At 73.6% G+C, this 19,486-nt stretch carries 18 protein-coding genes; 17 read left to right on the top strand and 1 reads right to left on the bottom strand.

Going from position 1 to position 19,486, the window contains the following annotated elements; translation table 11 throughout:
• Window positions 1-153 precede the first annotated feature (153 nt).
• Together AC4H2H_RS16690 and AC4H2H_RS16685 are read left to right on the top strand one after the other, a co-directional pair.
• Window positions 154-357 (top strand): cold-shock protein, encoded by a 204-nt coding sequence (locus AC4H2H_RS16690; protein ID WP_494371944.1) that lies wholly within the window; start codon window positions 154-156, stop codon window positions 355-357.
• Window positions 358-375: 18 nt separating this feature from the next.
• Entirely contained in the window at window positions 376-1,881 is a 1,506-nt protein-coding gene (locus AC4H2H_RS16685) for a phytoene desaturase family protein (protein WP_494371943.1), read from the top strand.
• A 93-nt stretch (window positions 1,882-1,974) separates the two neighbouring features.
• Here the strand turns inward: AC4H2H_RS16685 and AC4H2H_RS16680 are convergent, their stop codons facing one another.
• Window positions 1,975-3,429, bottom strand: a complete 1,455-nt coding sequence (locus tag AC4H2H_RS16680; protein ID WP_494371942.1) for a glycoside hydrolase family 15 protein — start codon at window positions 3,427-3,429, stop codon at window positions 1,975-1,977.
• A 303-nt stretch (window positions 3,430-3,732) separates the two neighbouring features.
• Here AC4H2H_RS16680 and groL point away from each other — a divergent pair, with 303 nt between their 5' ends.
• From groL to AC4H2H_RS16605, 15 genes are all read left to right on the top strand, one after another.
• Entirely contained in the window at window positions 3,733-5,358 is a 1,626-nt protein-coding gene (gene groL / locus AC4H2H_RS16675; RefSeq protein WP_494371941.1) for a chaperonin GroEL, read from the top strand.
• Window positions 5,359-5,604: 246 nt separating this feature from the next.
• Entirely contained in the window at window positions 5,605-5,907 is a 303-nt protein-coding gene (locus tag AC4H2H_RS16670; protein WP_494371940.1) for an urease subunit gamma, read from the top strand.
• Between the two features lie 39 nt (window positions 5,908-5,946).
• Complete coding sequence (ureB, locus tag AC4H2H_RS16665) at window positions 5,947-6,465, top strand: urease subunit beta (RefSeq protein ID WP_494371939.1); 519 nt, start codon at window positions 5,947-5,949, stop codon at window positions 6,463-6,465.
• A gap of 3 nt (window positions 6,466-6,468) precedes the next feature.
• On the top strand, window positions 6,469-8,172 hold the full coding sequence (locus AC4H2H_RS16660) for an urease subunit alpha (RefSeq protein WP_494371938.1): 1,704 nt from the start codon (window positions 6,469-6,471) through the stop codon (window positions 8,170-8,172).
• A gap of 81 nt (window positions 8,173-8,253) precedes the next feature.
• Entirely contained in the window at window positions 8,254-9,174 is a 921-nt protein-coding gene (locus tag AC4H2H_RS16655; protein ID WP_494371937.1) for an urease accessory UreF family protein, read from the top strand.
• Entirely contained in the window at window positions 9,167-9,985 is an 819-nt protein-coding gene (gene ureG, locus AC4H2H_RS16650) for an urease accessory protein UreG (protein WP_494371936.1), read from the top strand. The genes AC4H2H_RS16655 and ureG overlap by 8 nt, the downstream gene beginning before the upstream one ends.
• A gap of 19 nt (window positions 9,986-10,004) precedes the next feature.
• Entirely contained in the window at window positions 10,005-11,012 is a 1,008-nt protein-coding gene (locus AC4H2H_RS16645) for an urease accessory protein UreD (protein WP_494371935.1), read from the top strand.
• A 1-nt stretch (window position 11,013) separates the two neighbouring features.
• Window positions 11,014-12,036, top strand: a complete 1,023-nt coding sequence (locus tag AC4H2H_RS16640; RefSeq protein WP_494371934.1) for an energy-coupling factor ABC transporter permease — start codon at window positions 11,014-11,016, stop codon at window positions 12,034-12,036.
• A 178-nt stretch (window positions 12,037-12,214) separates the two neighbouring features.
• A complete protein-coding gene (locus AC4H2H_RS16635) occupies window positions 12,215-12,802 on the top strand; it encodes a hypothetical protein (RefSeq protein WP_494371933.1) in 588 nt (195 codons plus the stop codon).
• A gap of 197 nt (window positions 12,803-12,999) precedes the next feature.
• Window positions 13,000-14,271 carry an urea ABC transporter substrate-binding protein gene (urtA, locus tag AC4H2H_RS16630; protein ID WP_494371932.1) on the top strand — a complete coding sequence of 424 codons (1,272 nt, stop codon included), beginning with the start codon at window positions 13,000-13,002 and terminating at the stop codon, window positions 14,269-14,271.
• A 511-nt stretch (window positions 14,272-14,782) separates the two neighbouring features.
• Window positions 14,783-15,667 (top strand): urea ABC transporter permease subunit UrtB, encoded by an 885-nt coding sequence (gene urtB, locus AC4H2H_RS16625; protein ID WP_494371931.1) that lies wholly within the window; start codon window positions 14,783-14,785, stop codon window positions 15,665-15,667.
• Window positions 15,664-16,911: an urea ABC transporter permease subunit UrtC gene (gene urtC, locus AC4H2H_RS16620; RefSeq protein WP_494371930.1), complete on the top strand. Its 1,248-nt coding sequence runs from the start codon at window positions 15,664-15,666 to the stop codon at window positions 16,909-16,911. The genes urtB and urtC overlap by 4 nt, the downstream gene beginning before the upstream one ends.
• Window positions 16,908-17,927: an urea ABC transporter ATP-binding protein UrtD gene (gene urtD, locus AC4H2H_RS16615; protein ID WP_494371929.1), complete on the top strand. Its 1,020-nt coding sequence runs from the start codon at window positions 16,908-16,910 to the stop codon at window positions 17,925-17,927. Before urtC ends, urtD begins: the two co-directional genes overlap by 4 nt.
• On the top strand, window positions 17,927-18,619 hold the full coding sequence (gene urtE, locus AC4H2H_RS16610; RefSeq protein ID WP_494371928.1) for an urea ABC transporter ATP-binding subunit UrtE: 693 nt from the start codon (window positions 17,927-17,929) through the stop codon (window positions 18,617-18,619). The genes urtD and urtE overlap by 1 nt, the downstream gene beginning before the upstream one ends.
• Before the next feature lie 102 nt (window positions 18,620-18,721).
• Entirely contained in the window at window positions 18,722-19,420 is a 699-nt protein-coding gene (locus AC4H2H_RS16605; protein ID WP_494371927.1) for a GntR family transcriptional regulator, read from the top strand.
• Window positions 19,421-19,486 lie beyond the last annotated feature (66 nt).

Below are 19,486 nucleotides of genomic sequence, written 5' to 3'. Positions count from 1 at the left end.
CGCGCATCCGAGGGCTCTGACCTGGTCCTTCGTCGAGAGTCTGGGTGCGAACCGAGTGTCATTCGACCTTCCGCGAGTCCGCCGTGCGGGCTAGGCTCGGCGTACCGCGGGGCGGAGGTCGTCTCGCGGGCGACGATGCACGAGGAGACGTAGATGGCTCAGGGCACCGTGAAGTGGTTCAACTCCGAGAAGGGCTACGGGTTCATCACGCCCGTGTCCGGCGGACAGGACCTCTTCGTGCACTTCAGCGCGATCCAGACCGACGGCTACCGCACGCTCGACGAGGGCCAGCAGGTCGAGTTCGAGCTCGGCCAGGGCACCAAGGGCCCGCAGGCCGAGCAGGTGCGGCCGCTCTGATGCGGCCCTGAGGGTCGCGTGACGGAGAGCCTCGACGCCGTCGTCGTCGGTTCGGGCCCGAACGGGCTCGCCGCGGCCGTGACCCTCGCCCGTGCGGGGCTCGCCGTGCGAGTCCTCGAGGCGCAGCCCACGATCGGCGGCGGCGCGCGCACGCTCGACCTCGGTCTCGCCGAGGGCGTCGTGCACGACGTCTGCTCCGCGGTACACCCGATGGCGTGGGCGTCGCCGTTCTTCGAGGCGTTCGACCTGGGTGCGCGGGGCGTCGAGCTGCTCGTGCCCGAGGTGTCGTACGCCCAGCCGCTCGACGGCGGCCGGGCCGGCATCGCGTACCACGACCTCGACCGCACGGTCGAGCGGCTCGGCGGGCGCGACGGCGCGGCGTGGCGTGCGCTGCTCGGTCCGCTCGCGGACGGATGGCGGGACGTCGCCGCGGTCGCGCTCGGCGACAAGCGGAGCGTGCCCGGGCGGGTGCTGCGTCCGGACGGGGCCGCGGTCGCGGCCCGGTTCGGCGCGGCGGTCCTCGAGCAGGGGACCGCGGCATGGCGCCGACGGTTCGAGACCGAGGAGGCCGGGGCGCTCCTCACGGGTGTCGCGGCCCACGCGATCTCGCGGCTGCCGTCGCTCGCTGCGGCGGGGACCGCGATCCTGCTCGCCTCGCTCGGGCACGCGCCCGGCGGCTGGCCGCTGCCACGCGGTGGGTCCGGCGCGATCGTCGGCGCGCTCGTCGACGACCTGCGCGCGCACGGCGGCGACGTCGTCACGGGGCACCGTGTCGGTGCGCTGGCCGATCTCCCGCGCGCACGGGCCTACGTCTTCGACACGGCACCGCGCGTCGTCGCCGACGTCTTCGCCGACCGGCTCGCGCCGCGGGTCGACGCCGCCCTGCGCCGCTTCCGCCACGGCGACGCGGCGGCCAAGGTCGACCTCGTCCTCTCGGGGCCCGTGCCCTGGGCCGAGCCCGAGGTCGGCCGTGCCGGGACGGTGCACGTCGGCGGCACGCGGTCCGACATGGCGCACGCCGAGGCGGAGGTCGCGGCCGGGCGTCACGCCGAACGCGCCGTAGTCCTCGTGAGCGACCCGACCGTCGTCGACCCGGCGCGCGAGGCCGGCGGGCTGCGTCCGCTGTGGACGTACGCGCACGTGCCCGCGGGCTCGACGCGCGACGTCACCGAGGACGTCGTCGCACAGATCGAGCGGTTCGCGCCGGGGTTCCGGGACGTCGTCGTCGCGTCGCGGTGCGTCCCCGCCGCGGAGATGGCCACGCACGACGAGAGCTACGTCGGCGGCGACATCGCCGGCGGGGCCGTGAGCATGTGGCAGATGGTCGCGCGGCCGACGCCGCGTCTCGACCCGTACGCGGTGGGCCTCGAGGGCGTCTACCTGTGCTCGGCGTCGACGCCTCCCGGGCCCGGCGTGCACGGGCTCGGCGGCTGGTACGCCGCGCGCCGCGTGCTGCGGCGCGAGTTCGACGTGCGCGACGCGCCGAGCCTCGCACCGTCGTCGTCGGAGCGAGCTCCCCGGTAGGGCCACGGTCCTCCCTCGGGGACCAGGGCTCTACCCGGCGCGACCACGGTTCTACCTCGGCCGACCGGCGTTCTACCTCGGCCGACCGGCGTTCTACCTCGACGTGCCGGCGTCGAGCTCGACGAGCGCCAGGACGACGAGCGCAGAGCTCCACGAGAGCGGTGCGACGGCCGCGGGGGAGCCGTCGGCGAGGACCTTCTCGGGGATCGCCCCGGAGGCGGTGCGGTGGTCGTCGACCCAGCGCAGCCACTCCTGGGCGTCCGCGCGGTCCTCCGGGTCCGACGACGTCGCGGCCGTGAGCGCGTAGAGCGTCGTCTGCGGCGTCCACGAGATGCCGTCCTCGCGCCACCCCGCGCCGGGCGCGAGCCCGCCCGCGGGTCGCAGCATCTCGGTGACGGACGCGCGCCACGCCTCGGTCGCCCCTGCCAGCGGCTCGGGCTGGAACGGGGGCAGGACGAACGCCGTCGACGCGTCGCGCGCGCCGCCCGTCACGTGCCGGGGGTAGCCCTGGCTCCCGAAGGCGTCCTCGACCGCCGCGCGCAGACGGTCCGCGCCGCGCGTCGCCGCGGCAGAGCGCGACCAGCGGTCGGTCGCGCCGTAGACGTCGGCCGCGCCCTCGAGCCCGGCGAGCAGCGGCCCGGCGGTGCCGAGCGTGAGCGACGTGGGCTCGACCTCCCAGTAGTCGCTCGACGCGGGCGGCAGCGGGTCCTCTCCGTCGACGAGCGTCAGCGCGTGGTCGGTCGCGGCGTCGACGAGGGGGCGCAGCTCCTCGGCCACCTCGCGACGCTCGGCCGCTGGCGTCTCGGACAGCACCACGTCGGCCGCCCACAGGACCCACCCGACGCCGTCGGACTGGAGCCCGCGGTCGTCGGGCACGCCCGAGCCGTCGGGCAGGTAGCGCGCGTGGAACGACCCGTCGTCCTCCTGCACGTCGGCGAGGAAGCGCAGGACGGCGCGCGCGTCGTCGACGTGGCCGGTGCGGGCGAACGCGACGGCGGCGAACGAGGCGTCGCGCGGCCAGACGTATCGCCACTTGGGCGACGCGGCCGCGAGCGACGCGCCGTTGCGGAGCGTCAGGGCGCGCAGGTCGAGCAGAGCGGCCTGGCCGAGCTCGGCGAACGGCCCGTCGGCGCCGGGGACGACGCCGGCCGCGAGCCACGCGCGCGAGGCGGCGGCGGCGTCGTGCGCACTGCTCGGGTCGAGGAGCGTGGCCGCGTCGAGCCGCGGGCCGGCGACCTGTGCGAGGCGGTTCGCCTCGCCGTCGGCGGGGTCGACCCCGGCGGCGAGGCCGGCCGGGTCGAGCGACGCGGGGTCGAGCACCCGGCTGCCGTCGAGGAAGACGGCGGCGGTGCCCGGGGCGAGCCGCAGGAGGGCGGGGCCGGCCGGGCCGGACGCGACGGCGACCCCGTCCTGGTAGAGATCGATGTGCTCGCCCGTGGGCGCGGCGACGGCGGTCGCGGCGGTGAGGCCGAGTGCGGGGACAAGCACGAAGCCGGCCAGGGCTGCTGCGAGGCGCCACGACGGTGTTGCGCGGATCACACCGCGCATCCTAGGGGAGCGCGACCACGGCGCGAGGACGGCGCGGGTTCCGCTCGTCGCGATACGCGCCGGAGGGCGGAGGTGCTGTCTTGCACTCGCCGGGTGCGAGTGCCAATAATGGCGTTAGCACTCTCGTCATGAGAGTGACAGCAGTGACCAGCATCAGCAGCCGCTCATCGCGGCTGCGGAGCACCACACCAGGTCGACAGGTGAGGCCCGCCCCGGCGGCGTGACATGAACGCCGCCCGTCGCGGGCCGTCCGTCGCGGGCGCCGGCCGACCGACACACGCCACCAGCGGAGGATCATTCCCCATGGCAAAGATCATCGCCTTCAACGAGGAGGCCCGTCGCGGGATGGAGCGCGGGCTCAATGTCCTCGCCGACACCGTGAAGGTCACCCTCGGCCCCAAGGGCCGCAACGTCGTGCTCGACAAGAAGTGGGGCGCGCCCACGATCACGAACGACGGCGTCTCCATCGCCAAGGAGATCGAGCTCGAGGACCCGTACGAGAAGATCGGTGCGGAGCTCGTCAAGGAGGTCGCCAAGAAGACCGACGACGTCGCGGGTGACGGCACCACCACCGCGACCGTGCTCGCCCAGGCGCTCGTGCGCGAGGGCCTGCGCAACGTCGCCGCCGGCTCGAACCCGATCGCCCTCAAGCGCGGCATCGAGAAGGCCGTCGACGCGGTGACCGAGCAGCTGCTCATCGCCGCCAAGGAGATCGAGACCAAGGAGGAGATCGCCGCCACGGCCGCCATCTCCGCCGGCGACCCCGCGATCGGCGAGCTCATCGCCGAGGCCCTCGACAAGGTGGGCAAGGAGGGCGTCATCACGGTCGAGGAGTCGAACACGTTCGGCCTCGAGCTCGAGCTCACCGAGGGCATGCGCTTCGACAAGGGCTTCCTCGCGCGCTACTTCGAGACGGACCCCGAGCGCCAGGAGGCCGTGCTCGAGGACCCGTACGTCCTCATCGTCGAGTCCAAGATCTCGAACGTGAAGGACCTGCTCCCGGTCCTCGACCAGGTCATGAAGGCCGGCCGCTCGCTCCTCATCATCGCCGAGGACGTCGAGGGCGAGGCGCTCGCGACCCTGGTGCTCAACAAGATCCGTGGCACGTTCAAGTCCGTCGCCGTCAAGGCCCCGGGCTTCGGCGACCGCCGCAAGGCCATGCTCCAGGACATCGCGATCCTCACCGGCGGCCAGGTCATCACCGAGACGGTGGGCCTCAAGCTCGAGAGCGCGACGCTCGACCTGCTCGGCCAGGCGCGCAAGGTCGTCGTCACCAAGGACGAGACCACGATCGTCGAGGGTGCCGGCGACGCCGACCTCATCGCGGGTCGCGTGAACCAGATCCGCAGCGAGATCGAGAAGTCCGACTCGGACTACGACCGCGAGAAGCTCCAGGAGCGCCTCGCGAAGCTCGCCGGCGGCGTGGCCGTCATCAAGGCGGGTGCCGCGACCGAGGTCGAGCTCAAGGAGCGCAAGCACCGCATCGAGGACGCCGTGCGCAACGCGAAGGCGGCCGTCGAGGAGGGCATCGTCGCCGGTGGTGGCGTCGCGCTCATCCAGGCCGGTGCCGTGGCGTTCGCGAAGCTCGAGCTCGAGGGCGACGAGGCGACCGGTGCGGCGATCGTGAAGGCTGCGATCGACGCCCCGCTCAAGCAGATCGCCATCAACGCCGGCCTCGAGGGCGGCGTCGTGGCGGAGAAGGTGCGCAACCTCCCGTCGGGCCACGGCCTCAACGCCGCGACCGGTGTCTACGAGGACCTCCTCGCCGCCGGCGTGAACGACCCGGTCAAGGTCACGCGCTCCGCGCTGCAGAACGCCGCCTCGATCGCGGCGCTCTTCCTCACGACCGAGGCCGTCGTGGCCGACAAGCCGGAGAAGAACCAGCCGATGCCGGGTGGCGACGGCGGCATGGGCGGCATGGACTTCTGATCCACGCCTGACCCTGCTCCCGGTTCGCGCCGGGGTGCTGCAGGACATCGAGGGCCGTCGGCCGGGTTCGCCCGGTCGGCGGCCTTCGTCGTGCCACCGCGTCGATCGTCGAACCCGGCGTTCTCGGCCCGTCCGGCGCCGAATCCGTGGACAAACCCAGGTTCGGCGTCTCGGGCGAGGCGCTGTACACGTGCGTATAACGCCGTGTATACACGCCGGAAACGAACACGGGGCAGGATCTGCGCCATGCACCTGACTCCGGCGGACACCGAGAAGCTGCTGCTCGCCGTCGCGGGCATGGTCGCTCGCGACCGGCGCGGCCGCGGCGTCCTGCTCAACTACCCCGAGACCGTCGCGCTGCTCACCACGTGGGTGATCGAGCGCGCTCGCGAGGGCGCGAGCGTCGAGGAGCTCATGGTCTCCGGTCGCGAGGTCCTGGGCCGCGACGACGTCATGGACGGGGTCGCGGAGATGCTGCCCGACGTCCAGGTCGAGGCGACGTTCCCCGACGGGCGCAAGCTCGTCACCATCCACCAGCCGATCGCCTGACCGGCCCCGCCGGCAGCACGAACCCAGGACGGGACGCACATGGCAGGCATCAGCACGAGCGGTCCGGGCGCGATCCGGCTCAAGAGCGGCGCCGAGGAGGCGCCCGTCGTCCTCAACGCCGACCGCACCGACGACGAGCGCGTCACCCTGGTCGTGACCAACACCGGGGACCGGCCCGTGCAGATCGGCTCGCACCTGCACCTGCCGGACGCCAACGCCGCCCTCGCGTTCGACCGCGCCGCGGCGCACGGGTTCCGCCTCGACGTCCCGTCCGGTACGTCGCGACGCTTCGAGCCCGGCGCGTCCGCCGAGGTCCACGCGGTCGCCCTGCGCGGTCGACGGCGCGTCCCCGGTCTCCAGCGCGGCAAGCCCGACGGCGGCGCTCTGGACGCCGGCGCGGCAGAGCGCGCCGAACCCGGGACTACTCCTCAGCCTCAGGCAGGTGTGGGGAGTGATCCTGGGTTCGGCACCCAGAGTGCCGCGCTCCGGCGCCTGGGCGAGCGGCCCGACCTCGGCGACGCCGCGCCGTCGGGCACGACCACCACCGAGGAGGACTGACGCATGGTCGCGATCTCGCGCGAGCGCTACGTCGCGCTGTACGGACCGACGACGGGCGACCAGGTGCGCCTGGGCGACACCGACCTGTGGATCGAGGTCGAGGAGGACCGCACGTTCGGGGGCGAGGAGGTCGTCTTCGGCGGTGGCAAGTCGATCCGCGAGTCGATGGCGCAGGGGTCGACGACCCGCGCCGAGGGCGCGCTCGACACGGTCGTCACGAACGCCGTCGTGCTGGACTGGTGGGGGATCGTCAAGGCGGACGTCGGGATCCGGGACGGGAAGATCGTCGCGCTCGGTCGCGCGGGAAACCCCGACGTCGCTGACGGCGTCCACCCGGACCTGCACATCGGCCCGTCGACGGACGTGGTCTCCGGGGAGGGACGCATCCTCACCGCGGGCGGCATCGACTCGCACGTGCACTTCATCTCGCCGTCGCAGATCGTGGAGGCGCTCGCGACCGGCATCACGACCGTCGCCGGGGGCGGCACCGGCCCGAGCGAGGGCACCAAGGCCACGACGGTCACGCCCGGCGCGTGGCACCTCGAGGCGATCCACCGCTCGCTCGACCGGCTCCCGGTGAACGTCCTGCTGCTCGGCAAGGGCAACACGGTGAGCGCCGAGGGTCTGCGCGAGCAGGCGATGGCCGGCGCGGGCGGCTACAAGGTCCACGAGGACTGGGGCTCGACCCCGGCCGCGATCGACGCGGCGCTGAAGGCGGCCGAGGACTGGGGGCTGCAGGTCGCGTTGCACTCGGACTCGCTCAACGAGGCCGGGTTCGTCGAGTCGACGCTGCGCGCGATCGGGGGCCGGTCGATCCACGCGTTCCACGCCGAGGGCGCGGGCGGCGGGCACGCGCCGGACATCCTCACCGTCGTGAGCCACCCGAACGTCATCCCCGGGTCGACCAACCCGACCCTGCCGCACACGGTCAACACCGTCGCCGAGCACCTCGACATGCTCATGGTGTGCCACCACCTCAACCCGCAGGTGGCGGAGGACCTCGCGTTCGCGGAGTCGCGCATCCGCGGCACGACGATCGCCGCCGAGGACGTGCTGCACGACCTGGGCGCCATCTCCATCACGTCCTCGGACGCGCAGGCGATGGGCCGCATCGGCGAGGTGGTCACGCGCACGTGGCAGGTCGCGCACGTCATGAAGGCGCGGCGCGGGTCGCTCGGCGGAGAGCTCCCGGCGGACAACCTGCGGGCCCGGCGGTACGTCGCGAAGTACACGATCAACCCGGCCGTCGCGCACGGGATCGACGCCTACATCGGGTCGGTCGAGCCGGGCAAGGTCGCGGACCTCGTGCTGTGGGAGCCCAAGTTCTTCGGGGTGCGCCCGAGCGTCGTCATGAAGGGCGGAGCGCTCGTGTGGGGCGCGCTGGGCGACCCCAACGCCTCCATCCCGTCGCCGCAGCCGGTGCTCATGCGGCCCGCGCTGACGGACGCGATCGGCGCCGACGTCTCGATGTCGTTCGTCTCGCCCGCGGCTCTCGACGACGGCCTCGAGGAGCGCCTCGGGCTCGCGCGCCGGCTCCTGCCCGTCGCCGACACCCGGGCCGTCGGCAAGGCGCAGATGAAGAACAACGACCACCTCCCGCAGATCGACATCGACCCCGAGTCCTTCGCCATCGAGGTCGACGGCGAGCTGATCGTCCCCGCCCCGGCCGACCGGCTGCCCCTCGCGCAGCTCTACTCGCTGTTCTGAGCCATGACGGAGCTGCAGGAGCTGGCGAGCCGTTCGTCGAGAAGTGAGTATTCGCCCCGGATCGGGCCGGATCAGGGGCGGATGCGCACTTCTCGGTCGCAGGCCGCCGCGGACGGGCGCGCGGAGCTCATGCTCGCGCTGCTCGCCGACGCGCGGCTGCCGACGGGCGGGCACACGCAGTCGGCCGGGCTCGAGCCCGCGCTGCGCGCCGGCATGCCCGCGGCGCACGTCCCCGACTACGTCCGTGCGCGCCTCGCGACGGTCACCCGCGTCGAGGCGGCGACGGCGGTCGTCGCGCGGCACCTGGCGCTCGCAGCGGGTCTCGTGCCCGACGGCGCCGCGTCACCGTCCGCGCCCGGGTCGCCGTCCGCCATGGCCGACGACGCAGGGCCGCGCACGGCGCACGACCTCGCCGACACGTGGCTCTCCTGGGCCGCCCGGACGCCGTCGTCGGCGCTGCGCGAGACGTCGCAACGGCTCGGCCGCGGCTACCTGCGGCTGCTGCGCCGACTCTGGGCCGGGCACCCTGCGGTCGCGGCGCTCGACGAGGCCGCGGTGCTCGTGGCCGGCCTGCGCCGTGCCGAGGAGACGGCACGAGCCTCCGGTGACGACGCGAAGCACCGCGACCCCGCGCCGTCGAGCACCGGACAGGCTCCGGGCGGTCGGCCGTCGTCGGGCCGCAGGAGCCGGGCGCCGCAACCGCCGCGCCCGGTCGTGCTGGGCGTGACGGCCGCGTGCGCGGGACTGTCCGCGCTGCAGGTCGCGCGCCTCGTCGGCTACGAGGACGTGCAGACCGTCGCCGCCGCGACGCTCAAGCTCGCACCGGTCGACCCGGTCGACGCGACCGGCTGGGTCGTCGCGGCCCAACCCGCGATCGACGCGCTCGCCCACGACGTCGCCCACCTGACCGACCCCCGCGCGATCCCCGCGCACGGCGCACCGCTCGTCGAGCAGTGGGCCGAGATCCACGCCCGCACCACCGAGAGGCTGTTCAGTGCCTGATCAGACGACACCCGCCAGCACCCGTTCCCTGCGACTCGGCGTCGCCGGACCCGTCGGCACGGGCAAGAGCTCGCTCATCGCGCTGCTGTGCCGCGAGCTGTCCGGCGTGCTGCAGCTCGGCGTCATCACCAACGACATCTACACCGACGAGGACGCGCGGTTCCTGCGCTCGGCGGGCGTGCTCGACCCCGAGCGCATCCGCGCCGTGGAGACCGGCGCATGCCCGCACACGGCGATCCGCGACGACGTCACCGCGAACCTCCTCGCGGTCGAGGACCTCGAGGAGGACTTCGCCCCGCTCGACGTCGTGCTCGTCGAGTCCGGCGGGGACAACCTCACGGCCACGTTCTCGCCGGCCCTCGTGGACGCGCAGATCTTCGTGCTCGACGTCGCGGGCGGCGGGGACGTCGCGCGCAAGGGCGGTCCGGGCATCGCCCGGGCGGACCTGCTCGTCGTCAACAAGACGGACCTCGCGCCCTACGTGGGCGTCGACGTGCCGCAGATGGTCGTCGACGCGACGGCGGCGCGCGACGGCGGTCCGGTGCTCGCGCTCTCGCGCCTCGATCGCGAGTCGATCGACGCGCTCACGACGTGGGTGCAGACGCTCCTCGCCGCGCACCGCGCGGGCGCGCACGTGCCGCAGGACCCGGGGCCGATGGCGCCGCACTTCCACGCGGACGAGGAGGGCAACGGGATCCTCCACACGCACGACGACGATGACGCGTCCCACGCGCACGGCGAGGACCACGCGCACGACCCTGCCCCAGGCGACGCGGCTGCACCGGCGACCGCCGTCGTCGGGCGCGACTGAGCGACCGACGACGCACGCCATGGACGACGCGACGCGGGTCGAGGTGCACGCGCAGGGCGGGCGGGTGCGCTGCGTGCTGCGCCCGGGCGCGCTGAGCCCGCGCGTGCTCTCGACAGGGCCGGGCGTCGCGCGCATGGCGCTCGTCGCGACGCGCGCGCTCCTGCTCGGTGGCGACCGTGTGCGCGTCGAGGTGCACGTGGGCGAGGGGGTCGAGCTCGAGCTCGTCGAGGTGTCGGGCACGGTCGCGTACACCGGGCGAGGGCGCGCGGCGTCGTGGGACGCCGCGGTGCGCGTCGACGCCGGCGGGCTGCTCGTGTGGGACGCGCTGCCGTTCGTCGTCGCGGACGGGGCGGACGTCGACCGGTCGACCGCGGTCTCGCTCGCCGCCGGCGGCCCTGACGGGCGGGGAGGCGTCGCGCTGCTGCGCGAGACGCTCGTCCTGGGGCGTTCGGGCGAGGCGGGCGGGCGGCTGCGGTCACGCACGCGCGTCGACCTGTCAGCACCTCACGTCACCCTGGGGGCTCCCGGTGCTGACAGGACCGGTGAGTTCGACGTGCAGGGCGGGTCGGTCCCGTCATGGTGGACCGACCGAGCACGGGGGACACGTGTGCGCGAGCTCTTCGTCGAGGACCTCGACCTCGGCGACGACCGCGCGCTGCCCGGCATCCTCGGGCCGGCGCGCGTCGTCGACTCGTTGCTGTGCCTGGGTGCTCGCCCGCCCGCCGCGTCGCTCGCGCCCGATCAGTGGCCCATCGGGCAACCGGCCCTCCGCCCGTGCAGTCCGCTGCGGCTCGACCTCGACGGCCCCGGCGCGATCGCCCGCCACCTCGGCGCGAGCACCCACGACGCCGGGATCGACGCCGTCGTCCAGGGCTGGACCGCGTCGCTGCGCGCACGCCGCGCGCTCGGTCCCGCCGGTCCGGAAGACCCGCCTCCCGCCCACCACCCGCCGGATACGCCGGCGCCCGCGCGCGCGGCGCCGTCGGGCACCGACCACCGCACCACACTGCTGACGACAGGAGCCTGACATGCACGTCCCCGACCACTTCCTGAACGACCCCACGTCGGCGACGACCGCCGTCGTCTCCCTCGCCGCGGTGGGCTACGCCGCGTACCGGGCGCGCGAGGACCTCACGCCGCGCCGCATCGCGCTCACGGCCGCGACGACCGGCTTCGTCTTCGCCGTCCAGATGCTCAACTACCCCGTGGCCGCCGGCACGAGCGGGCACCTCATGGGCGGGGCGCTCGCGGCGGCGCTCGTCGGGCCGTGGCTCGGCGTGCTGTCCGTGACGCTCGTGCTGCTCGTGCAGGCGCTCGTGTTCGCCGACGGCGGGCTCACCGCGCTCGGCACGAACGTCCTGCTCATGGCGGTGGTCGGGACGCTCGTCGGCTGGGCCGTGACGCGCGGGGTGCTGCGCCTGACGCGTGGCCGGGGCGCGGCGGCGGCCGGGGCGGGAGCGCTCGCGAGCGTGCCTGTGTCCGCGGCGGTGTTCGCCGGGCTGTTCGCGGTCGGGGGGACCGTCCCGGTGCCGGTGGGCGAGGTCGTCGGGCAGATGCTCTCCGTCCACGTGCTCATCGGAATGGGCGAGGCGCTCATCACGGCCGGGGTCGTGGGTCTCGTCCTCGCCGTCGCGCCGGGTGTCGCGGCGATCGAGGCTGCGGCACGCAGTGCGGGTGTCGTGCCCGACGGCGCCGCGTCGCCGGACGCCGTCGGGTCGCCCGCGTCGTCCGCCCCCGTCGCCGCGGTCCGCCGGGCGGTGCTCGCCCTGGGCAGCGCTGCGCTGCTCGCGGCGGTCGTCGTGTCGTCGTTCGCCGCGGCGACGCCGGACGGGCTCGAGGCAACGGCCGAGTCCGCCGGCTTCGCCGACGCGGCGCGCGACCACGCGTTCGCCGGGATGCCGCTCGCCGACTACGGCGAGGTCGGGGGCATCTTCGTCGGGGCCGCCGGGTTCGTGGGCGTGGTGGTCGTCGTCGCGCTCACCGCTGGTCTGCTCACCGCCGGGCTGCGTGCGACCCCTCGCCGCAGCGCGGCGACCGTGCCGACCGCCTGACCGCAGTCGGGCCCGTCCTGCGCCGGAGCGTCGAGGGATAGCCCTGGTCCGACATCGGTCGCTGACCAGGGTTCTCCCTCTCGGCCTCGGCGCGGGGCGGATCGCGGAGCGCCTACGCTGTCGCCGTGCACGACGACGTCGCCCCCGCCGTCCCTGGTACGCCGCCGCGGCCGTCGCCGTGCTGCTCGCGGTGGGGTTCGGTGTCGCGACCGGGCTCGGCGACGTGCTCACCGTGGAGGCGACGCCGGCGGTCGCGGCGCCGGAGGACCCGGTCGCGGCACCCGTGACCCAGGTGGTCGACCCACCCGCGGTCACGACCGTCGTCGTGCCCGACGATTCGCTGCAGCTCACGCTGGCCGCGGAAGTCAAAGTCGATGCGTCTGCCGCGCGCGGCGCCCCGGTCGTCGTCCGGCGTGACGACTCCGGCTCGGATCCCGCGCCGGGCGAGCTCCGCGTCGCGACCGGGGTCGACCTGGGCTCGGACGACCCCGAGGCGTACCGGGTCGTGGCCGCCACGACCTCGGAGCCCGGCTGGCGGCTCGACGCGGCTGACCCCGCGGGTGCCGCCCACGGGCTGTACGAGGTGGCGGACCGCCTCCGCACCGGCCGCGACGCCCTGCCCGCCGGGCCGGGGGAGCCGGGAGACGGCGTCGTGCGGGAGCCCGCCCTCGGCATGCGGCTCGTCGTCGCCGTCGCCGGCGCGTGCGTCGGCGCGCTCGGGGCGCTGGGGTGGTGGGCGGACCGGGCGGGCATGCCCGCGGCGTGACCGGATCGTGACCTGCTGACACGCAGCGTTAACACGAGGGTGAAACCGCCCGAAACACGGCGTCTCTAGCGTCTACACCAGTGGGCACGAGAACGGGCACAGGTACGTATACACACCCGTACACCGTGCTTGCCTTTGCCGACCGCGCCGCCCGGCGCCGCCCGGCACTCCTGAGCATCCCGCTGAAAGGAACCTCGGTGACACCTTCACGCGCCACGACACGCCTCGCCCCGACAGCCGCCCTCGTCGCCCTCGCGCTCACGCTCACCGCGTGCGGTGCCAAGACGGACACCGGCGACACCGCCGGCGCGGCGACCAGCGGTGCCGCAGCCGAGAGCTGCGTCGACACCTCCGGCGACACCGTCAAGATCGGCTTCCTCAACTCGCTCTCCGGCACCATGGCGATCTCCGAGCAGACCGTCGCCGACTCGCTCGACCTCGCGGCCGAGGAGATCAACGCTGCGGGCGGCGTGCTCGGCAAGCAGCTCGAGATCGTCCAGGAGGACGGCCAGTCCGAGCCCACCGTCTTCGCCGAGAAGGCCGAGAAGCTCATCACGAGCGACTGCGTCGCCGCCGTGTTCGGCGGCTGGACGTCGGCCTCGCGCAAGGCGATGCTCCCCGTCTTCGAGGCGCAGGACTCCCTGCTCTTCTACCCCGTGCAGTACGAGGGCCTCGAGTCGTCGCCCAACATCTTCTACACCGGCGCGACCACCAACCAGCAGATCGTCCCCGCCCTCGACTACCTCAAGGAGCAGGGGACCACCTCGATCTTCCTCGTCGGCTCCGACTACGTCTTCCCGCGCACCGCGAACAAGATCATCAACGCCTACGCCGAGGCGAACGGCATCGAGGTCCTCGGCGAGGAGTACGCGCCCCTCGGCCACACCGACTTCTCCACCATCGTCAACAAGGTGAAGGCTGCGGGCGCCGACGCCGTGTTCAACACGCTCAACGGCGACTCCAACGTCGCGTTCTTCAAGGAGTACAAGAACGCCGGCCTCGGCCCGGACACGATGCCCGTCGTGTCCGTCTCCATCGCCGAGGAGGAGGTCGGCGGCATCGGCGTCGAGAACGTCGAGGGCCAGCTCACCGCCTGGAACTACTACCAGACCATCGACAGCCCCGAGAACACCACCTTCGTCGAGGCCTTCAAGGCGAAGTACGGCGACGACCGCGTGACGTCCGACCCCATGGAGGCCGCGTACACGTCGCTGTACCTGTGGAAGGGCATGGTCGAGAAGGCCGAGTCGTTCGCCGTCGCCGAAGTCCAGGAGGCCGCCGACGGCGTCACGTTCGACGCCCCCGAGGGCTCCGTCACCGTCAACGGCGACAACCACCACATCGCCAAGACCGCGCTCATCGGCAAGATCGGCCCCGATGGCCTGATCCACACCGAGTGGAGCTCGGGCGACCCGATCGAGCCCGACCCGTTCCTCGAGGGCTACGACTGGGCTGCTGACCTGTCGTAGTCGGGTTCTCTGAGCGTCACCTCCGGCGGGGACCGGGGTGTGCGCGCCGGGTCTACCATCCGCCCGCTCGTTCCTCGCGGGCTCCCGCCAGACCCGACCACGACCCGGCGCGCACACCCCGGACCCCGCCTCTCCCGTCAGGTCGCCTCGTCCGCGTTCCCCGCACGACGGCGGTCGTCGGCTCTCCCGTCGGCTCACCTGGTCTCGTTCGCTCGCTCGCAGGACGGCGGTCGTCGACCCTCCCGTCGGCTCACCTCCTCTGGTGGTCCGCCTGCTCGCACGACTCCGGCACCCGCCTCAGCCCTTCGGTTTGCCGGGGGAGGGGTCGCCCGGGGTGACGGGCGAGCGCGGCGGCCGGCGGAGAAGGGGCGGCGGGTCGTGGTGGGTCTGGCGGATGGTAGACCCGCCGCCCCTTCTCCAGAGGCCGCCGCCCCAGCCACAGCGCCGCACGCAGCCACAGCACCACCGCAACTGTCCACATCGACGCACCAAACCGGAAGGCGAACCGCCCATGGATGTGCTGTTCTCGCAGCTGTTCGCGGGGCTGAGTCTCGGCTCGGTCCTGCTTCTCGCCGCCCTCGGGCTGGCGCTCACGTTCGGTCAGATGGGCGTCATCAACATGGCGCACGGCGAGTTCATGATGGCGGGTGCCTACACGGCGTTCGTCGTGCAGGGGGTCGTCGGGAACGCCGGGGTCTCGCTGCTCGTGTCGTTGCCGCTCGGGTTCCTCGTCGGTGGCCTGCTGGGGCTGCTGCTCGAGGCGACGCTCATCCACCGGATGTACAAGCGGCCGCTCGACACGCTGCTCGTCACGTGGGGGGTCGCGCTCGTCCTGCAGCAGGTCGCGCGCGACGTGTTCGGTGCGCCGAACGTCGACGTGCGCGCCCCGGCGTGGCTGAGCGGTGCGGTCGACCTGTTCGGTCTCGGCATCCCGAAGACGCGCGTGTTCATCCTCGCGCTCGCGGTCGTCGCGGTCGTCGCGCTGGCGGTCGTGCTCAAGGTGACGCCGCTCGGGCGGCGGATCCGCGCCGTCGTGCAGAACCGCGACCTCGCGGAGGCGAGCGGCGTGTCTACGCGCGCCACGGACCGGCTGACGTTCTTCATCGGGTCGGGCCTCGCCGGGATCGCGGGCGTCGCGCTGACGCTGCTCGGGTCGGTCGGCCCGACGCTCGGCACGAGCTACATCGTCGACGCGTTCCTCGTCGTCGTCGCGGGCGGCATCGGGCAGATCAAGGGCACGGTCATCGCGGCGTTCGCGCTCGGGCTGCTGCAGGCGACGTTCGAGTACTCCACGACGGCGAGCATCGCCAAGGTGCTCGTGTTCGTCGTCATCGTCGTCTTCCTCCAGGTGCGACCCCAGGGCCTCGTGTCGGTCCGGACGAGGAGCCTCGCATGAGCGCAACCACCACGACCGGGGGGACCTCCCGGATCGCCGCCCTCTACCGTTCGTCGCGCTCCCGCGTGATCGTCGGGTTCGCCGTCGCCGCGGTCCTGCTGTTCGCCGTCGCGCCCGCGACGATGTCCCAGTTCCGCCTCGGCCTGCTCGGCAAGTTCCTGTGCCTGGCGATGGTCGCCGTCGGCATCGGCCTCGCGTGGGGCCGCGGCGGGATGCTCACGCTCGGCCAGGGCGTCTTCTTCGGCCTCGGCGCGTACATCATGGCCATGCACCTCAAGCTGGCGGACGCCGGACCGGGCGGCGTGCCGGACTTCATGATGCTCTACGGCTCGGGCGTGGTCCCGGGCTGGTGGGAGCCGTTCCGGTCGCCCGTCGTGACGATCCTCGCCATCGCGATCGTCCCCGCCGGGCTCGCGGCGCTGCTCGGGTTCGCCGTCTTCACGCGGCGCGTGCGCGGCGCGTACTTCGCGATCCTCTCCCAGGCGCTCGCGGCGGCGTTCGCGATCCTGCTCATCGGTCAGCAGGCGACGACGGGCGGCACCAACGGTCTCAACGGGTTCCGGTCGTTCTTCGGCTACGACCTCGCCGACCCGGTGAACAAGCGCATGCTCTTCTTCATCGCCGCAGGGGCGCTGCTCGTCATGGTCGCGATCGCGCGCCAGCTCATGGTGTCCCGGTTCGGCGAGCTGCTCGTCGCGGTGCGCGACCAGGAGAACCGGGTCCGGTTCCTCGGCTACGACCCGGCCAAGGTCAAGGTCGTCGCGTTCGCGGTCGCCGCGTTCATGGCGGCCGTCGGCGGCGCGCTGTTCGTGCCGATCGTCGGGATCATCTCGCCTGCCGACGTCGGGGTCGTCCCGTCCATCGGGTTCCTCATCGGCGTCGCGATCGGCGGCCGGGCGACCCTGCTCGGCCCGGTGCTCGGCGCGATCGCGGTGAGCTGGGCGCAGACGAGCCTGTCCGAGGCCTTTCCCTCCGGGTGGATCTACGCCCAGGGCGCGCTGTTCATCCTCGTCGTCGCGTTCCTGCCCGGCGGCCTCGCCGAGCTCTTCACCCGCTGGCGGCGCTCGCGGGGGGCCAAGGTGCCCGACGGCGGTGCCGCCCCGAGCGGCGACGGCATCCCCGCGGACGGTCGCCCCGGCGCCGCCCGCACCGGTGTCGAGCACGAGCCGGGCTCGGGTGAGCGGGACGCCGAGGCTCCGACCGACGTCGACCACGACCCTGCCACCAGCGGGAGGACCGCATGACCACTCAGCCCACCGGACCGGCGTCGGCCTCGACGACACGTGTCGCACCGGCGTCCGGCGCCGCAGCATCCGACACCACGACGCCCGGCGCCGTCCTCGAGACCGGGCTGGCGGGGGACGGGCTCGACCTCGAGGCCGCGCAGGCCGTCCTCGGCGTCGACGACTCGCGCTTCCGCCACGACTACCTCGAGGTGCGCGGCCTACGCGTCGAGTTCGACGGGTTCGTCGCCGTGCAGGGCGTCGACCTCACCGTCACCGCTGGGGACCTGCGGTTCCTCATCGGCCCGAACGGCGCGGGCAAGACGACGATCGTCGACGCCATCACGGGCCTGGCCAAGGCGTCGGGGTCGGTGCAGTTCGGCGGCGTCGACCTGCTCGGGAAGAAGACGCACCGCATCGCGCGAGCGGGAGTCGGGCGCACGTTCCAGACGGCGAGCGTGTTCGAGGAGCTCAGCGTCCTGCAGAACCTCGACATCGCCGCGGGTGCGCGTCGCGGACCGCTCACGCTCCTGCGCCGCCGGACCTCGACGCCGGAGGCCGTCGAGCAGGCGCTCGAGACCGTCGGGCTCGCCCACCTGCGGGACGTCCAGGCGGGCATCCTCGCGCACGGGCAGAAGCAGTGGCTCGAGATCGGGATGCTGCTCGTCCAGGACGCGCGCCTGCTGCTGCTCGACGAGCCCGTCGCGGGCATGAGCCAGGCGGAGCGCGAGCAGACGGGCGAGCTGCTGCAGCGCATCGGCGCCCAGCGGACGGTCGTCGTCGTCGAGCACGACATGGAGTTCCTGCGGTCCTTCGCGAGCTCGGTGACCGTGCTGCACCTCGGGCAGGTGCTCGCCGAGGGCACCTACGCCGAGGTCCAGGCCGATCCGCGCGTGCAGGAGGTCTACCTCGGCAGCGCCGGGGCGACCCGGGGCGCACGGCGACGGGCCGCGAAAGCCGCGCCTCCGGCGTCGGGCACAGCGTCGGGCACGGACGAGACCTCGGTGGCGACGGCGACCGACGAGAAGGAGGCATGATGCTCGAGCTCAGGGGACTGCATGCCGGCTACGGCCGGACCATGGTGCTGCACGGCGTCGACCTCAGCGTGCCCACGGGCGGCGTGGCCGCCGTCCTGGGGCACAACGGAGCCGGCAAGACGACGCTCCTGCGCACCGCGCTCGGGCTGCTCAAGGCCCGCACGGGGAGCGTCGTGCTCGACGGCGAGGACGTCGCCCGGCTGCCCACCCACCAGCGCGTGCGGCGCGGCCTCGCGTACGTGCCGCAGGGGCAGCAGTCGTTCGGCGACCTCACCGCGCGCGAGAACCTGCAGCTCGTCGCGGACACGTCGCGCGAGGGGCCACGCCGACTCGACGAGGCGCTCGACCTGTTCCCCGCGCTGCGCGGGCTGCTCGCGCGACGAGCCGGGCTCCTCTCGGGCGGGCAGCGGCAGCAGCTCGCCATCGCCCGGGCGCTCGTCACCGGCCCGCGCGTGCTCGTGCTCGACGAGCCGACCGAAGGCATCCAGCCGTCGGTCGTCACCGAGATCGAGGACGCGATCCTCACGCTCACGGACTCCGGCGGCCTGTCGGTCCTGCTCGTCGAGCAGCACGTCGGGTTCGCGCTCGGCGCGGCGAGCGACTACGTCGTCCTGCAGTCCGGGCGCGTGACGAGCCGCGGCTCGGGCGGCGAGGCGGCCGAGGAGGGTGTGCGCGCGGCGATGGCGGTCTGAGGCGAGGGCGAGGTCCGGCGAGGGACGACCGACGGGGGCGGGATGCGCGAGGATAGGGGCAGGGCACGGAGACGCTTCGAAGCCGAGGAGCAGGAGAACAGCATGGACATCGTGACCGCTCCGGAGCCGGCCGCGACGTCGCTGCGCGAGCTCGTCTACGTGCGGCTGCGCACAGAGATCCTCAACGGCCGTGTCGACCCGCGCGAGCGGCTCACCGAGCCCAAGCTGAGCAGGCGGTTCGAGGTCTCGCGCACCCCCGTGCGCGAGGCGCTGTCCCGGCTCCTGTCGGACGGGCTGATCCAGCGCACCGACTTCGGGTACGCCGTCGTCGTGCCGAGCCTCGCCGAGCTGCGCGACCTGTACGAGCTGCGCGTCACGCTCGAGCTGCGCGGCGTCGAGCGCATCATCGAGAACGCCGAGCTGCAGTACGACACCGACGCCCTCACCGCCGAGCTCGCCCGGTGGGTCGAGCTGCGGGCCGCACCGCCCGACCCTGACCCCAGCTTCGTCCTGCTCGACGAGCGCTTCCACACCGTCCTGTCCCGCGCGGCGGGCAACGAGCGTCTCACCGAGGCGCTCGTCGAGGTGAACGAGAAGGTGCGCGCCGTGCGCATGTACGACTTCGTGGAGTCCGAGCGCATCCGCATCACCATCGACGAGCACGTCGAGATCCTCGAGCTCGCGCTCGCGGACCGGCTGCCCGAGGCGCGTACCGCCCTGCACAAGCACGTCGGCGAGTCGCTCGCCGTCGTCATGGAGCGCGCAGCGCGAGCGCTGTCGCGCATGGCGCTCGCGGTCTGATCACGCCGCCGAGGTAGAACCCTGGTCTGCCGACGTAGAACCGTGGTTCTTCGTGTCGGACGGCGG

Source organism: Cellulosimicrobium sp. BMG9.22 (assembly GCF_059159975.1).
This window is presented reverse-complemented; position numbering and strand designations above follow the sequence as displayed.

Coding starts and splice junctions, on each gene's coding strand:
- AC4H2H_RS16680 (WP_494371942.1), bottom strand. CDS start 3,429: ATGCGCGGTGTGATCCGCGCAACACCGTCGTGGCGCCTCGCAGCAGCC.
- urtC (WP_494371930.1), top strand. CDS start 15,664: ATGAGCGCAACCACCACGACCGGGGGGACCTCCCGGATCGCCGCCCTC.
- urtB (WP_494371931.1), top strand. CDS start 14,783: ATGGATGTGCTGTTCTCGCAGCTGTTCGCGGGGCTGAGTCTCGGCTCG.
- ureB (WP_494371939.1), top strand. CDS start 5,947: ATGGCAGGCATCAGCACGAGCGGTCCGGGCGCGATCCGGCTCAAGAGC.
- AC4H2H_RS16645 (WP_494371935.1), top strand. CDS start 10,005: ATGGACGACGCGACGCGGGTCGAGGTGCACGCGCAGGGCGGGCGGGTG.
- AC4H2H_RS16670 (WP_494371940.1), top strand. CDS start 5,605: ATGCACCTGACTCCGGCGGACACCGAGAAGCTGCTGCTCGCCGTCGCG.
- urtD (WP_494371929.1), top strand. CDS start 16,908: ATGACCACTCAGCCCACCGGACCGGCGTCGGCCTCGACGACACGTGTC.
- AC4H2H_RS16605 (WP_494371927.1), top strand. CDS start 18,722: ATGGACATCGTGACCGCTCCGGAGCCGGCCGCGACGTCGCTGCGCGAG.
- AC4H2H_RS16655 (WP_494371937.1), top strand. CDS start 8,254: ATGCGCACTTCTCGGTCGCAGGCCGCCGCGGACGGGCGCGCGGAGCTC.
- AC4H2H_RS16690 (WP_494371944.1), top strand. CDS start 154: ATGGCTCAGGGCACCGTGAAGTGGTTCAACTCCGAGAAGGGCTACGGG.
- groL (WP_494371941.1), top strand. CDS start 3,733: ATGGCAAAGATCATCGCCTTCAACGAGGAGGCCCGTCGCGGGATGGAG.
- urtE (WP_494371928.1), top strand. CDS start 17,927: ATGCTCGAGCTCAGGGGACTGCATGCCGGCTACGGCCGGACCATGGTG.
- AC4H2H_RS16640 (WP_494371934.1), top strand. CDS start 11,014: ATGCACGTCCCCGACCACTTCCTGAACGACCCCACGTCGGCGACGACC.
- AC4H2H_RS16660 (WP_494371938.1), top strand. CDS start 6,469: ATGGTCGCGATCTCGCGCGAGCGCTACGTCGCGCTGTACGGACCGACG.